The sequence below is a fragment of the Alteromonas lipotrueae genome, assembly GCF_019249215.1.
Lineage (GTDB): Bacteria > Pseudomonadota > Gammaproteobacteria > Enterobacterales > Alteromonadaceae > Alteromonas > Alteromonas lipotrueae.
Genome location: NZ_JAESDI010000002.1, coordinates 350,396 through 364,645, shown reverse-complemented (window position 1 = coordinate 364,645; position 14,250 = coordinate 350,396). Strand labels below are relative to the sequence as shown.

Here is a 14,250-nt window from a genome sequence, read left to right as displayed (position 1 = left end):
AAGCTTCTCGCAATCTATTACACTTCGTTTCTAATAAATGATTGCTTTCATTACCCTAATGAAATCATACGCTTGATCTAAGGAATGTCGGTCAAATGCAAACTCTTGCCACCACGCCCATCACCGCCCTAAAAGGGGTAGGCGCTAAAGTGGCCGAAAAGCTGGCTAAAATTGGCTTATTTACCTTACAAGACGTGCTGTTTCACCTGCCGCTCCGTTATGAAGACAGAACACGGGTTTACAGCGTGGCCGAGTGCCGCCCGTTTACCCATGTTAGCGTGCAGGGCGAAGTAAAAAGTGCCGATATCCAATACGGTAAAAAACGCATGTTGGTGGTGAAGTTAAGTGATGGTACAGGCACCATTACTTTGCGTTTTTTTCACTTTGGCGCAATTCAACGCACGATGATGACGCCGGGCAATGTAATACGATGCTTTGGTGAGGTTCGCACTGGCAAGTGGGGCATTGAAATGATGCACCCTGAGTTCAAACTCATCGATGAAGACGCACCGCTAGAAGCAGAATCGTTAACGCCTGTTTACCCCACCACCGAGGGAGTAAAGCAACTTACCTTGCGCAACTTAACTGACCAAGCCCTTAAAATGTTAGATAAAGGCGCACTGGCTGACTTACTGCCTGACGGTATGTACAGCGACCAGATAAGCCTAAACGAAGCATTACATGCAGTGCATCGGCCAACCCCCGATACCGATGTGCATGAAATGGAAGAAGGGCTTCATCCTGCTCAGTATCGATTAATTTTAGAAGAGCTTTTGTCCCACCATTTAAGTGTATTAAAAGTACGTAAGCTTTCAGATGCACAACCCGGCATTAGCGTAAAAGTAGATAAGCCCCTTATTGAAAAGATGTTAGCGCAGTTGCCATTCTCGCCTACAGGCGCACAGCAGCGAGTAGTGGCCGATATTCAGCAAGATATGCAACACCCCAGACCCATGATGCGCTTAGTACAAGGCGACGTAGGCTCAGGAAAAACCTTAGTGGCCGCCCTTGCTGCGCTATCTGCTATTGGCGCGGGGCATCAGGTGGCGTTAATGGCGCCAACGGAGCTGCTTGCTGAACAGCATGCTAATAATTTTAGAGAATGGTTTGCGCCGCTGGGCATAGAAATTGGGTGGTTGGCCGGTAAGCTTAAAGGTAAAGCCCGTACCGAAGTGCTAGCGCGGCTCGAAAGTGGCGATGTACAAATGTTGGTGGGCACCCACGCGATTTTTCAAGAAAGCGTAAACTACCAACAACTCGCCTTGGTGATTGTGGATGAACAGCACAGATTTGGTGTACATCAACGCCTTGCGCTTCGCGATAAAGGCGAGCAACAGGGGCGATACCCACACCAGTTAATTATGACGGCAACCCCTATACCTCGAACGCTGGCCATGACTGCCTATGCCGACCTAGATACGTCTGTCATTGATGAATTACCTCCGGGACGTACACCAGTGACCACAGTGGTATTGCCGGATAGCAGGCGAGCGGAAGTTATTGAGCGCGTTCGCACAGCCTGTAAAGAAAACGGTAGGCAAGCCTACTGGGTTTGTACTCTAATTGATGAATCAGAAGTGTTGGAATGCCAAGCCGCCGAAGATGCCGCGGTTATCCTTCGCACAGCGTTGCCGGAACTTAACGTAGGTTTAGTGCATGGGCGCTTAAAGCCTGCTGAAAAACTACAAGTAATGGCCGACTTTAAAGCGGGTGAGCTCGATTTACTGGTGGCCACAACCGTCATTGAGGTAGGGGTAGATGTACCCAATGCCAGTATTATGATTATTGAAAACCCCGAACGATTGGGGTTAGCTCAGCTACACCAACTTCGCGGGCGAGTCGGGCGTGGGGCGGTAGAAAGCCAATGCGTACTTATGTACCAAAGCCCCTTGTCTAAAACGGCTACTCAGCGATTAACTGTTTTGCGTGAATCTAACGATGGGTTTTACATTGCCCAGCGAGACTTAGAAATTCGTGGGCCAGGAGAATTTATGGGGACTCGTCAAACCGGTATGGCCGAACTTAAAATTGCCGACTTAGTTCGCGATGCCGCGCTGATTCCCAAAGTACAAGAAATTGCCTATACCTTATGGGAGCAATATCCTTCCCACGCTCAAGCCATTATCAACCGCTGGATAGGGCACAAGGAGCAATATGGCCATGCTTAATACTTTGCCTCTTGTGATTGCTAGCACCGAAGGCGATACCCGCTTTGAAAGCGACAAAGCGCTCGCGCTAACGATCAGTAAAAACTGGGGTTTTTCAATTGAAGAAAAGCCCGTTGAAGGCTTTTACCTTCAAGTCAGTCACGATGTACTTGGCCTTGCTGATGCGAGCGAAAAGAAAACACTGCCGGTTGACGTTGATTTTGCTTCCCCTGCTAGCCTATATCGCAAAGCCCATGGTGGCGGCAGAAAAGAGCCTATTGTAAAAGCGGTGGGGTTAAAAGGTGATGTAATTAAAGGTGCAAAACCATGGCACGTAGTAGATGCTACGCCGGGTTTAGGCAGAGATGCATTTGTGTTGGTTAGTGTAGGCTGCAAGGTTACTATGATAGAGCGTTCGCCCATAGTAGCCGCCTTGCTTGAAGATGGTATCCGACGTTTACAAGTGCGCTTCCCAGAACTTGCAGAACGATTAGCACTACAACATGGAAATAGTGCCGATGTAATGCAATACTGGAATGGTGAAAACGTAGATGCGATTTACTTAGACCCTATGTTTCCGCACAAAAAGAAATCAGCCTTGGTGAAGAAGGAAATGCGATTGTTTCAACAATTGCTTGGACACGACGCCGACGCCGACGCGTTACTCGCGCCAGCGTTAGCACTAGCATCGGCTAGAGTTGTGGTAAAACGCCCTAATAGTGCAGAAGTGCTAGCAGGAAATAATCCATCAATGGCAATAGAAAGTAAAAAACATAGATTCGATGTGTATTTACGTCAAAAATCCTAGGAGAGCAGCATGATAGAAGTTGGTAGCACCTTGCCCGAGGTGGATTTCAGCCTTTTAGTAAATGGTGAGATGACAAACCCCGGCACTGCCGAGCTTTTTAACGACAAGCGAGTAGTAATGTTTGCAGTGCCAGGCGCGTTTACGCCAACCTGTTCTCAAGCACATCTACCGGGCTATGTAGCATTGGCAGATAAAATTAAAGCGAAAGGCGTAGACACTGTTATTTGCTTATCGGTAAACGATGCATTCGTAATGGATGCATGGGGTAAGGTGAATAACGCTGAAGAGATTATGATGCTGGCAGACGGCAACGGTCATTTCACAAAGCAAATTGGTTTAGACATGAATACCAGCGACTTTGGTGGCTTGCGCTCTATGCGTTACGCCATGTTAGTTGAAGACTGCGTAGTGAAAAAAATCAGTGTAGAAGATCCGGGTCGCTTTGAAGTCAGTGATGCCGAGAGCATGCTAAAAAGCTTGTAACAGCAAGTTTAGCACTAAGCACTAAACCCATTGAAAGGCTTGAGCATAATATGAAGTGATGCTCAGGCCTTTTTTGATCGCGAAATGTACTAACCTAGCCCTTCTTGAGAGCCTAAGTAAGTGGACGTCATAAAAATATTGATAGCCTTTTGCACTAGCTTGACCTCACTAAAGTTGATCGCATAGTGTCGTTAAAATGTAATATAACTATGCCGCAGACAGCCAGTGAATAGCGGTTATACGATGAATTGCTAAACGCAATATTCACTGAAATCAGCGTAGTTACTGACGTTAAAGCCCATTTGGAAATACGAAAGTATGACATAATCATACGTCGAGTTACCTTTACTTAATTAATGATAATAAGTATCATTTGCATAATTAGAAGCGTACTAGGAAAAATGATGACAACAACACTTAAGAAGCTAAGTGCCTCGGTATTAGTATTAGCAGTGACCTTTTCATTGGGCACAAGCAGCGCCTTTGCAAATGGTGTAATCAGCGAACATGTAAACAACCTTCAGGCTCATATTGGTGAGTACACAGAAGAAGTACACTGGTTAGAAGAAAAATTCGGCAGTGTTGTTGATGCGTACGAAAAAGACAGCAAGAACGTAGACACAGACGCCCTAATTGAATATTGGGAAGAAGTCGATTTTCATTCTGCGATAGAAACTCAGTACGTACCTGTTTATGCGTCTATTTGGCAGGGTATCTATGGCATTAAAATGGGTATCGAAAACGGCAAATCTGTAGAAGACGTTCGCGCAGAGCAAACCAAACTTAATCAAGCCTTGTGGCAAGCGTTAGGCGCAGTTAAACTTGCGTCACAATATCAAAAGCAGGGTTTGGTTGCCAAAGTACAAACCACTGAAGTTGAACCAACCACCGCGCCTGAAGTTATTGACGATATTAAAAAGCGTTTAGATCGCGTAGTGGCTAAATCGGCAGAGCAACTGACTGAAGTTGCCACCACCTTGGTTCACGATACTTACTTACAACGCTTTGAAGGGGTAGAAGGGGCGCTAATTGAATTAGACGCCGATCTAGTTGAAGACTTAGAAAAAGACTTTAACGTAACCCTTCCACAAGCAATTACTGGCGGTAAAGGCGTAGAGGCGGTTCGTGGTGTAGTGGAAACTATGCAAACGAAATTAGATCGCGCTCGTTCCTTGTTAGTAGAAGCAGAAAAAAGTCGTAAAGACGTTTTCTAAGGAATAGTTTTTTCAAATGCAACGTAGAACATTTTTACAAGGTTTAGCCGCCGCAGGTGCGTTAGGTAGTTTACCTATCAGCAGTTTGAGCTTTGCCAACACCATTGCAAGTGTGTCGGTAGAATCCCTTCCTCAGTTGGAAGGTGATCTCACCCTTTATTTAGGGCGTGGCGAAGGTGGTTTGTATGAAAATGTGCTCGATGCCATTAAAAAACGTAATCCACAGCTTAACCTAAAAATTAGACGCGGCGCTTCAGCCGCGTTAGCCAATACCCTTGCTGCAGAAGCTAAAGCAGGGGTGAAGCGCGCCGATTTATTTTGGGCGGTAGATACCGGTAGTATTGGCATGGTAACCGATTCTGGTTTAGCTAAGCCGTTACCTACCGACTTAACCACGCAATTGAAAGACGGTTTCCAGTATCCTAGCTGGACACCCGTTACCGGCCGTATTCGTACATTGCCGTATAACACAGAGCGGGTAACCCCCGATCAAATCCCAGATAGCGTAATGGCCTTAGCTGATAGTGATTTAGCGTTGGGTTGGGCTCCGGCTTATGCTTCATTCCAGTCATTCGTTACCGCTATGCGCATTTTAGAAGGTGAAAAGGCCACGGCCGATTGGCTTAAAGGCGTTAATAGCAAAGCGAAAAAATACGCAGGCGAACTTGGCGTGGTCATGGGCGTTGAACGGGGCGAAGTGGATATGGGCTTTGCTAACCATTACTACACGTTGCGCTTAAAAGCCGGTAAGCCAAACGCTAATGTTGCCCTTGCCTATACGCAAAACGATGCAGGCTGTTTAGTCAATGCTTCGGGTATTGTGGCATTAAGCGAAGGTGATTTACCTGTTAACTTTATCCGCTATTTACTGAGCCGCGAAGTACAAGGGTATTTGGCAAGCGAAGCGTATGAAATTCCGTTGGTACAAGGTGTTACACCGCCGCAAGGCTTACCTGCATTATCTGAAATATCGCCACCCGATATGGATCTTAGAAAACTAGCAGATTTACGCCCCACGCTTAACCTTATGCGAAAAGTCGGGGTGCTGTGAGCAACTGGCCAAAGTCGTACCCGCTGGCTCTAATTATCGCGTTAATGGCATTGTTGCCAGTAGGCGTTTTATTTTCGTTAGCATCAGATAGCGCAGAAATATTCGACACCCACAACTTGCGCGTACTCGGCAACACTGTATCACTCATGGTGCTGACTATTATTGGCTCGGTGCTTATAGGTGTGCCCCTAGCGCTCTTTACTGCTTACGTGCAAATGCCGTTCAAACGATTTTGGCTAATTCTTTTAGCTGCGCCCTTAGCCTTACCCAGTTATATCGGTGCGTTCGCCATGTACTTTTCATTTGGCCGTGGTGGCGAAATAGAAAACGTATTAGGGATTACCACACCCAGTATTGATGGTTTGTGGGGCTCAGCGCTAGTTATGTCATTGTACACCTATCCTTTTGTGATGATGACCACACGGGCATCGTTACTAAGCCTTGATGCCAGCTTAATCAATGCAGCCCGCACCCTTGGCGTATCTTTGTATACTAGTTTGTGGCGCGTGGTATTACCTCGTGTAGCCACCAGTATTGCTGCCGGCGCCTTATTAGCTGCACTTTATGCGCTGTCTGATTTTGGTACGCCAGCCATCATGGGATTAGACACTTTCACCCGCGTTATCTTTGTTGAATACAATGCCTTTGGCTTAAGCCAAGCTGCCATGCTGAGCTTGCAGTTAATGGTGATTGTAGGATTAATCTTATTCATTGAAAGTCGTATTGGCGGCGCCAAAGAACGCCCAGGTAGACATTTAAGTTTATGGCCTGCCCGTTGGCAGCGTAACCTTATGTTACTAGCAGCAATGCCTATATTGTTGCTGGCTATAGTATTGCCTCTTGCGGTATTCACTCTGTGGCTAATACGGGAAGGCACTGGTGGATTCGAGTTTAGTTATGCGTGGAATTCAGCCTATGCGTCTTTCCTAGCCGCTATTGTGGCCGTTATTTTGGCCATACCCGTTGCCCACGCGGCTATTGCGGGCAAAGCTGGGCGTTTAATGGAACGCATTACTTATTTTGGTTTTGGCGTACCTGGTATCGTGATGGGTACTGCATTGGTTTACGTTGGCCTTCAATTGCCTTATTTGTATCAAACCTTGGGTTTGTTAGTGATGGCGTATGTTCTGCGCTTTATACCCCTTGCCGTGGGTAGTGTGCGTAGTACCGCAGAGAATTTAGATACCGGATTAGTGAAAGCAGCACGAGTGTTAGGGGCTAGCCCTCGCGAAGCATTTATGCGCATTACGTTGCCACTTACCCTAAGAGGCATGATAGCCGGTGCCGCTTTGGTGTTTTTAGAAGCCATGCGAGAATTACCTGCCACCCTAATGTTGGGGCCAACGGGGTTTGAAACCTTAGCTACCTACATGTGGCGAGTATACGAAGCAGGTTACTTTGGTCGCGCCGCTGTACCGGGGTTATTGCTGGTATTGTTATCGGGCTTTGGATTAATATTAATGCTTTCTGGCGAACGCCGGGCCCAGTTTACCGTTTCCGAGGATGATCGTAGTTAATGCTTAAAGTGAGTGAGTTGTCAGTTAATTATGGTGCTACCCGTGTAGTGAATAAGCTTAACCTAGCATTAGGTTCAGACGAAATTCTCATGCTGGTGGGCCCAACAGGCTGCGGTAAAACCACTATTTTACAGGCATTGGCAGGTCTTATTCCTATTTCAGAAGGGCAAATGACCCTTGGAAACTGGACCGCCACACCGAAGAAAACGGTGCCTCCTGAAAAACGCAATGTAGGCATGGTGTTTCAAGATTTCGCCCTGTTCCCCCATTTAACTGTGCAGCAAAATGTTTGCTTCCGTTTAAAAGATACTAAGCTTGCCGATCATTGGTTAAAGCTTCTTGGCCTTGAAGATTTTCGCGATGCTAAGCCTGCTCGTTTATCGGGTGGTCAAAAGCAACGTGTTGCGTTAGCTCGCACCTTGGCACACGAACCGGCATTTGTTTTATTAGATGAACCCCTTTCAAATCTAGACGCTGCCTTAAAAGACAGCCTTCGTTGGGAAATTCGCGATGCCCTTAAAGCTGCAGGCGTGCCTGCTATTTGGGTAACTCACGACCAAGAAGAAGCCTTAAGCGTAGGTGATAGAGTGGGGATATTAAATAAAGGTGTACTAGAGCAACTTGCTACCCCTGAAGCTTGTTATTCTGAGCCCGCCAGCCGGTTTGTGGCTCGCTTTATGGGCGAAGCTAGCTTTATTCCAGGTACTTTCGATAACGGCATTGTTACCACTAACATTGGCACTGTGCCTGGTACATCAGTGGATGGTGCTAACGGCAAAGTAGATTTGTTAGTGCGCCCTGACGATTTAAGTTTACGTGCAGACCATGAATCCCCCAATGGCACTGTAGATTGGGTACGTTACGAGGGGGAAAGCCGCCTTTATGCCGTAACCCTAGACAGCGGCAGCCAATTAAAGGTACGTGTAAGCCATGAAAATGCCATGAAACCGGGTGCGAGAGCACACATGGCGCTAATCACTACGCACCCTTTAGCGGTGTTTGCGCGAACATAAACTTTTGCACTCGAAGACTAAAAACCCCTATCTACCAATACACTACACCAGTGGTTTAAAATTAAACTGCTGGCACACATTGTAGCCCCCCAGCATTTACGTATAATTCAGCTCGTTTTTGCCCCATGCCTTATTATTAGACAGTTAGGGTAATTAGTACGATATTCCAAGTCAGGTACAGCAATTAAAGGTGAGTAGTGTGAAACAGCGTGATGTAATTGTGATTGGTGCTGGTGCAGCAGGGCTGTTTTGTGCAGCGCAAGCCGGTGCCCGTGGGCGCAGTGTAGAAGTGCTCGATCACGCCAAAAAAGTAGGTCGTAAAATTCTTATGTCTGGAGGCGGACGCTGTAACTTCACCAATATGTACGCTGGCCCGGAAAACTTTCTATCGCAAAACCCACACTTTTGTAAGTCGGCATTAAGCCGCTACACCCAATGGGATTTTATTGGATTGGTAGCCGAGCACGGCATTGCATACCATGAGAAAACCCTAGGCCAGCTATTTTGCGACGACAGCGCCAAAGATATTGTAGAACTTCTGCTAAAAGAGTGTGATAAAGCGGGGGTAACTATTACCACACGCTGCGACATTATAAGCGTTGAGAAAACCGAATCAGGTTACACGCTAAACACTTCTTTGGGTGAATACCAATGTGAGTCGCTAGTTATCGCCACCGGCGGCTTAAGCATGCCGAAGCTAGGCGCAACACCGTTTGGCTACAAAGTGGCAGAGCAGTTTGGCTTAAACGTGCTACCCACTCGCGCAGCACTAGTACCTTTCACCCTGCAAGATAAAGACAAAGACGTATTAGCCGAGCTAAGCGGCATTGCCATAGACGTAAATGCACAATGCAACGACACCTCATTCCGTGAAGCTATGCTGTTTACGCATCGCGGCCTAAGCGGCCCAGCCATGCTACAAATCTCAAGCTTTTGGGAAGCAGGCGAGGCGTTAAGCATTAATACGCTACCTACCGAAGATGCGCAGGCGCTTATTAATACGGCGCGCACCGACACGCCAGATGCCTTACTGGCAACCTGTTTAAACAAAGTGTTCCCCAAACGCATGGTACAAAGCTTTATTGAATATCATCAATGGCGCAACGTACCGGTAAAACAATTGAGCCACAGCGAATGCGAGGCTATTGCTAATACGCTAGAAAACTGGCAAATAAAACCTAACGGCACCGAGGGTTACAGAACCGCCGAAGTTACTATTGGTGGTGTAAACACCGATGAGCTATCGTCTAAAACCATGATGGCTAAAAACGTAGAAGGCCTTTATTTTATAGGCGAAGTGGTAGACGTAACCGGTTGGCTAGGAGGCTTTAATTTTCAGTGGGCGTGGAGCAGCGGCTGGGCAGCCGGGCAGGTGGTTTAGGCGCAAATAAAGTCAAAACCGCATACAAAAAAGCGACTGTTCAATGACATTGAACAGTCGCTTTTAGTTACTTTCTACTTATCTGCGTATCTACTTACCTATTTCACATCAAGACTTGTTATTGATTGGTCTCATTAACCAAAATAACTTTACGATGTGGGAATGGAATTTCAATGTTCGCTTCATCAAGCCCTTTCTTAATTTGCTCAGGCACTGAGTAACGAATATCGAAGTAGTGCTGACCTTCACAGAACGGACGTACAATGAAGTCTACCGAGCTGTTGTTTAAGGTTTCTACTTCAACAAACGGCGCAGGTTCTTTAAGTACATGCGGGTGTTCAGCAAGTACTTTGTCGATAACGGCACGTGCGGCATCAATACTTTCACCATAAGCAACACCAAAGGTCATATCTACACCGCGAATTTCATGGTGTGAATGGTTGGTAATTTGCTCGCCCCAAATTTGGCTATTTGGAATGATAATGTGTTGGTTATCGAAGGTTTGCAAAATGGTAGTGAACATATCTATTTCGGTCACTTTACCAAACTTACCTGCTGCTTCTACAAAGTCATCTACTTTGTAAGGGCGGAAGATAAGTAGCATAACGCCAGCGGCTAAGTTAGACAGTGTGCCTTGCAGTGCTAAGCCTACGGCAAGCCCTGCGGCACCCAGCAATGCAATGATAGATGCGGTTTGTACACCAAAACGGTTAAGTACTGCTATGCCCACGAAAGCTAAGATGGTGTAGCGTATTACGCTACCAAAAAACTTAAATAGGGTGTCGTCTAATTGGGGGTATCGACCGGCTAGTGCAACCATGCCTTTGTATGCTTTACCTGCTACCCACATGCCTATAATTAATATAAGTAACGCAAGTAGTATATTGGTGGCCCACGCTAGTGCGCCAGGGAGATACTGATCAACATCAAGTGATGCAATAAATTCTTCCATGTTCAAATTCCTCATAACGATTGATTATTCTTTAATGATTCGTAAGGGTGCTTCAAGCCGCTATGTTATAGGCCATAAACCACATTAAAGGTATTCATCAATAGTATGAAGCTGTGAAAATAAAGCAGCGAAATACACAAGGATTTCACTACTTTATTTTGATTAATCAGATAATTAAACGTTTTTAAAAGGTGTAGCGAACAAAGGCAGCAAACACCTCGGAATCGGAGAATTTAGTATATTCACCGCCAACTGCTATCGAATCCCAACGGTATTGTGTGCCTAACTTATAGGCTTTTTGATCAGAACCTTCATCCCATTTTTGCCATTCTAATCCGCCATAGACTTCCACATTGCTTGTTATCATATGTCGAATATTGGCTTCACCGGTAAAGTACTCGGTTCCGGCTGAAACGGCATTGTCACTGTCGTTTATTTTAATATCAATTTCACCATAGCCGACTTTACCGTCCAGTACTGTGCGATTTGAAAAATGGTGAATATAGCCAACTGCCACTTTCCAGCGGTCGACATCCATGTTTACCCCTTGGGTTTTGTCATCAGCCATAAAGTATGTGGCTTCACCAAAAACGTTCATTCCAAGTACTTTACTTGCCTTAAACTCAAAGCCTTTCGGAGTAAACATATCTAAATCGGCGAATTCCGTTTGCACCAATGAAACCTGTGCAAAGTCGTATGAAGGAGCATTAATAATGGGTTTGTCAGCCGCAAATACAGCACTTGCTGCTAAAAAACAGGTTGGAGCGATAAGAAGTTTATACATTGAATATCCTTATTAGGTTGGGGAACTAATAAGAAGAATAGGGGATGGGAGATGAACGAAAAATGAACGCTAAGTTAATCAATATTCAGGTAAAAAGAAGATGTTTTCACTTATGCTGAATAGCGAAAAACTTGTTCTCTATGAAACGCAAGGTACTCTTGGTGGAAGCGTTGAAGCGAAACTCGCATTTTAGAATTGATACCTAACACTTCTGGTTCCGCTAACTTTTCTGATATGACAATTTTGCCCGTATCTAGAAAGCTTATGTAACCTCTATCGAATGCTTTATCTAAGTTTGCTAAAAGAAGTAAGCCGTTATATTTATCAAGGCGTTCACTGTTGCTTGCCTCTTTCCAGGGTTTAATGTGTGAAGCGATTAAAAAATCAGTATTTTGGTAATTAGTAATTGAACAGCCTCCCCACAGACAAATGAGCTCCTGCCTAAATCCACCTTGACCTAACCGTGTATTTACCAATGTTGCCTTAGTTGTATTTGAAATATTTGGTTGTGCCAGAATTTCTTCAATATCGAATTGGGTTTCTACTTGGGTAACATCTTCTAAAAAAGCACTGTATGCGTTTAGTGCAGCCGAGTACATTCCCTTTCCACGTTTGTCGTTCGCTTTAAATTCGTTCAGCTCCCGAAGCTTGGTGGTTATAGTTTTGTATTCGAAATAAGAGGCAACGCTAATTAGACTTTTATTAGTGATGTGTGCATCGTTTGCCCAATTTGATAGGGAGGATTTCATTGCACCGATGTAATTTTTTATCGTTTTATCTGATTTGCCTTGAAGCTTCATCCAGCGGCCAAATTGTTCTTCTAGTTGATCAATATTAGTGCTAAGTGCTGCTCGTAAGTGTATCGCGGAGTTTTGTGATCGTAGATATTCAAACAACTGGACATCGAGGTAAGCATGATAGACGTACTTTTCAACCCTAGCGGCTGATGCGCTTTTTAATCTGTAGTTCTTTTCGTCTCTATCAGAGCGAAATGCGAGGTGCCAATACTTCTCACTTTCCAAATGATGAAAAGGTAAAAATGGGCTGTTAGCATCATTGCCCTGTTTTAGCTGGTCAAAATAAAAGGTAAATCGAGATTTAAGTTCGTTATCGTAGTTAATCTTATTGGTGGATATGTGACCATTTTCGATTAAATCTGCCACAGCCAACATCATACATATTTTGTGAGGCCTAGCCCGGCCGTTAGCACGGGCAGCGCGAAGGTTGGAAAGTTTATCTATATATAGCTGTAGGCTCATCCATGTATCCTATTGATAACTCACAGACTAACCTTAGCACTTTTACCTTTAAAAATACGAATGTCTAATACAGCTGTCCTTGAACTTGGCAGGTTTTTACACGAAAGGCGAGATAGTTTCAGCGCATATGCCTAGCTGTGCTAAACATACTGCGGATATACCGCTAGATGCCCCCACAAACTACAGGTAAATAGTTTCGTATTTGATTGGTGCTAGTTTTTGCAGAATTTGATTTTCTTGCTGATAAGTTAGCCCTACATCTCGCATAGCGCCCTGAACATACTCCACTAAAATGTAAAATTCTCGCTCTTTAATATTTAAGTCTTTATGGGTCTCTAGCATGGCCTTGCCTTCGTAAACACAAGGGCCGCCAATAAGCTCGCACGTTTGTAATACCAGTTGTTTGCGTAAATGACTTTTTGGAACACCATTAAAGTAATGCCCTATAACAGGGTCTTTATAGATGCGATTAATGGCAACACCAAACACAGTATTAAGGGTTTTATTGCCACCGATTTCATCGTACAGTCTGGTAGAATTTTGCTTGGCAGTTTGCGTGCTGGAACACCCACTGATGCCGCCTAACAGAGTAAAAAGTAGCGCAATTACGGCTGTCGTTATTCTTGTTTTATGTAAATAGGTACTCATCATCACCAACTTAAAAATTAGCAGTGGCAGTTAGGTAGAAGCCTGTCGAGCTAGACTGCATAGGCAAGTTGCCTAAATCTACATAAGCTGCGGTGAGAGAAAATGACTTATTGGGAAAATAAGCAATGAAGGCGTCGGTTACCGTATCTTCTTGTGCTAACCCGCCTAGGCGATTGGTTTGCGTTCTAAGCTCAACACCGACTACGGTTGACGGGCTGGTTAGCAGCGCCAAAGAGCCTTACCACTCCAGTTTATAACTATCGTCATTTTCACTAGCAAAACCAAGTAAGCCAAAGGTATTTGCTTTGGTATAGCGGGCGGTCAGATTGGTCAATAAATTAAAACCGCTAATATGGCCTAAATAAAGCTTGGTTGCAGAAACAAAAAAGTCAGTACCGCTATCATCTTTCGCCCCAAGTATGCGTGCAACACCTTGATTAGGAAGTGGGCCGGTGCCATCGGGCAATAGAAGCGTGGTATCAAAATCTCGGTGTTTTTTATATTGTGCGCCAACAGCCACCTGGGGTACCCAAGTGCGTTGATTAAAAACGCCATCACCCAATATTTTCACTTTTGCAGACACAATATCCATGTCGATACGGGTAGATTGTGCGGCGCTAATTGCCCCATCGGTGAGTAAGCTGAAAACATTGCTGGTAATGCCGGATGAAATATCTAGGCTTTGGCGTTGTACGCTTAATTCAACGCGATCGTAAATGCCAAGGCTGGCACCAAAGGTGGTTAAGGTGTAGTCGTTTAAATGAAGGTATTGAACATTCGCGGTACCGTTAATTTCTTCTTTACTGCCATAGCCGCTAATAAAGGCCCAAGGCGTGATACCACCACCAGCGGTACCTTCAAACCCAGTAATGCCGCCCGTTGCAGTTAGGCGAGAGCCCGTGTTTGCACCGCTGAAAAATGAAAATAAACAGAAGCTTAGAAAAAATAACTTCGCTTTGATCATAAATTCCCTTTCTTGAAGCTTACCCAAAT

The 14,250-nt window shown here is 45.1% G+C and carries 12 protein-coding genes and 1 pseudogene; 8 read left to right on the top strand and 5 right to left on the bottom strand.

Translation table 11 applies throughout. From position 1 onward, the window contains the following. Nucleotides 1–95: 95 nt before the first annotated feature. The 8 genes from recG (at nucleotide 96) to JKP82_RS03280 (ending at nucleotide 9,614) form a co-directional block, all read left to right on the top strand. A complete protein-coding gene (recG, locus tag JKP82_RS03315; RefSeq protein WP_218395845.1) occupies nucleotides 96–2,168 on the top strand; it encodes an ATP-dependent DNA helicase RecG in 2,073 nt (690 codons plus the stop codon). Then, complete coding sequence (locus JKP82_RS03310; RefSeq protein ID WP_159527962.1) at nucleotides 2,161–2,955, top strand: class I SAM-dependent methyltransferase; 795 nt, start codon at nucleotides 2,161–2,163, stop codon at nucleotides 2,953–2,955. Before recG ends, JKP82_RS03310 begins: the two co-directional genes overlap by 8 nt. A gap of 9 nt (nucleotides 2,956–2,964) precedes the next feature. After that, nucleotides 2,965–3,438: a peroxiredoxin gene (locus tag JKP82_RS03305; protein WP_159527963.1), complete on the top strand. Its 474-nt coding sequence runs from the start codon at nucleotides 2,965–2,967 to the stop codon at nucleotides 3,436–3,438. Between the two features lie 404 nt (nucleotides 3,439–3,842). Continuing rightward, the gene (locus JKP82_RS03300) at nucleotides 3,843–4,652 is read left to right on the top strand and encodes a hypothetical protein (protein ID WP_218395843.1); all 810 of its coding nucleotides are present in this window, start codon (nucleotides 3,843–3,845) and stop codon (nucleotides 4,650–4,652) included. A gap of 16 nt (nucleotides 4,653–4,668) precedes the next feature. Further along, a complete protein-coding gene (locus JKP82_RS03295; RefSeq protein ID WP_218395841.1) occupies nucleotides 4,669–5,703 on the top strand; it encodes an extracellular solute-binding protein in 1,035 nt (344 codons plus the stop codon). Then, nucleotides 5,700–7,220, top strand: a complete 1,521-nt coding sequence (locus tag JKP82_RS03290) for an ABC transporter permease (protein WP_218395839.1) — start codon at nucleotides 5,700–5,702, stop codon at nucleotides 7,218–7,220. The genes JKP82_RS03295 and JKP82_RS03290 overlap by 4 nt, the downstream gene beginning before the upstream one ends. Beyond that, on the top strand, nucleotides 7,220–8,233 hold the full coding sequence (locus JKP82_RS03285; RefSeq protein ID WP_159527967.1) for an ABC transporter ATP-binding protein: 1,014 nt from the start codon (nucleotides 7,220–7,222) through the stop codon (nucleotides 8,231–8,233). Before JKP82_RS03290 ends, JKP82_RS03285 begins: the two co-directional genes overlap by 1 nt. A 199-nt stretch (nucleotides 8,234–8,432) precedes the next feature. Further along, nucleotides 8,433–9,614 (top strand): BaiN/RdsA family NAD(P)/FAD-dependent oxidoreductase, encoded by a 1,182-nt coding sequence (locus tag JKP82_RS03280; protein WP_159527968.1) that lies wholly within the window; start codon nucleotides 8,433–8,435, stop codon nucleotides 9,612–9,614. Nucleotides 9,615–9,732: 118 nt separating this feature from the next. Here JKP82_RS03280 and JKP82_RS03275 read toward each other — a convergent pair whose 3' ends face one another. From JKP82_RS03275 to JKP82_RS03255, 5 genes and pseudogenes are all read right to left on the bottom strand, one after another. Then, nucleotides 9,733–10,566 (bottom strand): mechanosensitive ion channel family protein, encoded by an 834-nt coding sequence (locus JKP82_RS03275; protein WP_057794772.1) that lies wholly within the window; start codon nucleotides 10,564–10,566, stop codon nucleotides 9,733–9,735. Nucleotides 10,567–10,750: 184 nt separating this feature from the next. Further along, complete coding sequence (locus tag JKP82_RS03270; RefSeq protein WP_126872667.1) at nucleotides 10,751–11,350, bottom strand: outer membrane beta-barrel protein; 600 nt, start codon at nucleotides 11,348–11,350, stop codon at nucleotides 10,751–10,753. Between the two features lie 110 nt (nucleotides 11,351–11,460). Continuing rightward, on the bottom strand, nucleotides 11,461–12,609 hold the full coding sequence (locus tag JKP82_RS03265; protein WP_159527970.1) for an HNH endonuclease: 1,149 nt from the start codon (nucleotides 12,607–12,609) through the stop codon (nucleotides 11,461–11,463). Between the two features lie 180 nt (nucleotides 12,610–12,789). Then, a complete protein-coding gene (locus tag JKP82_RS03260; RefSeq protein WP_258544322.1) occupies nucleotides 12,790–13,257 on the bottom strand; it encodes a group I truncated hemoglobin in 468 nt (155 codons plus the stop codon). 10 nt (nucleotides 13,258–13,267) lie between these two features. After that, a pseudogene (locus tag JKP82_RS03255) lies at nucleotides 13,268–14,221 on the bottom strand (DUF3034 family protein). Between the last annotated feature and the right edge of the window lie 29 nt (nucleotides 14,222–14,250).

What these genes read in the sequence shown, in the direction of transcription:
- recG (WP_218395845.1), top strand. Translation starts at nt 96, where the DNA reads ATGCAAACTCTTGCCACCACGCCCATCACCGCCCTAAAAGGGGTAGGC.
- JKP82_RS03310 (WP_159527962.1), top strand. Translation starts at nt 2,161, where the DNA reads ATGCTTAATACTTTGCCTCTTGTGATTGCTAGCACCGAAGGCGATACC.
- JKP82_RS03305 (WP_159527963.1), top strand. Translation starts at nt 2,965, where the DNA reads ATGATAGAAGTTGGTAGCACCTTGCCCGAGGTGGATTTCAGCCTTTTA.
- JKP82_RS03300 (WP_218395843.1), top strand. Translation starts at nt 3,843, where the DNA reads ATGACAACAACACTTAAGAAGCTAAGTGCCTCGGTATTAGTATTAGCA.
- JKP82_RS03295 (WP_218395841.1), top strand. Translation starts at nt 4,669, where the DNA reads ATGCAACGTAGAACATTTTTACAAGGTTTAGCCGCCGCAGGTGCGTTA.
- JKP82_RS03285 (WP_159527967.1), top strand. Translation starts at nt 7,220, where the DNA reads ATGCTTAAAGTGAGTGAGTTGTCAGTTAATTATGGTGCTACCCGTGTA.
- JKP82_RS03275 (WP_057794772.1), bottom strand. Translation starts at nt 10,566, where the DNA reads ATGGAAGAATTTATTGCATCACTTGATGTTGATCAGTATCTCCCTGGC.
- JKP82_RS03270 (WP_126872667.1), bottom strand. Translation starts at nt 11,350, where the DNA reads ATGTATAAACTTCTTATCGCTCCAACCTGTTTTTTAGCAGCAAGTGCT.
- JKP82_RS03265 (WP_159527970.1), bottom strand. Translation starts at nt 12,609, where the DNA reads ATGAGCCTACAGCTATATATAGATAAACTTTCCAACCTTCGCGCTGCC.
- JKP82_RS03260 (WP_258544322.1), bottom strand. Translation starts at nt 13,257, where the DNA reads ATGAGTACCTATTTACATAAAACAAGAATAACGACAGCCGTAATTGCG.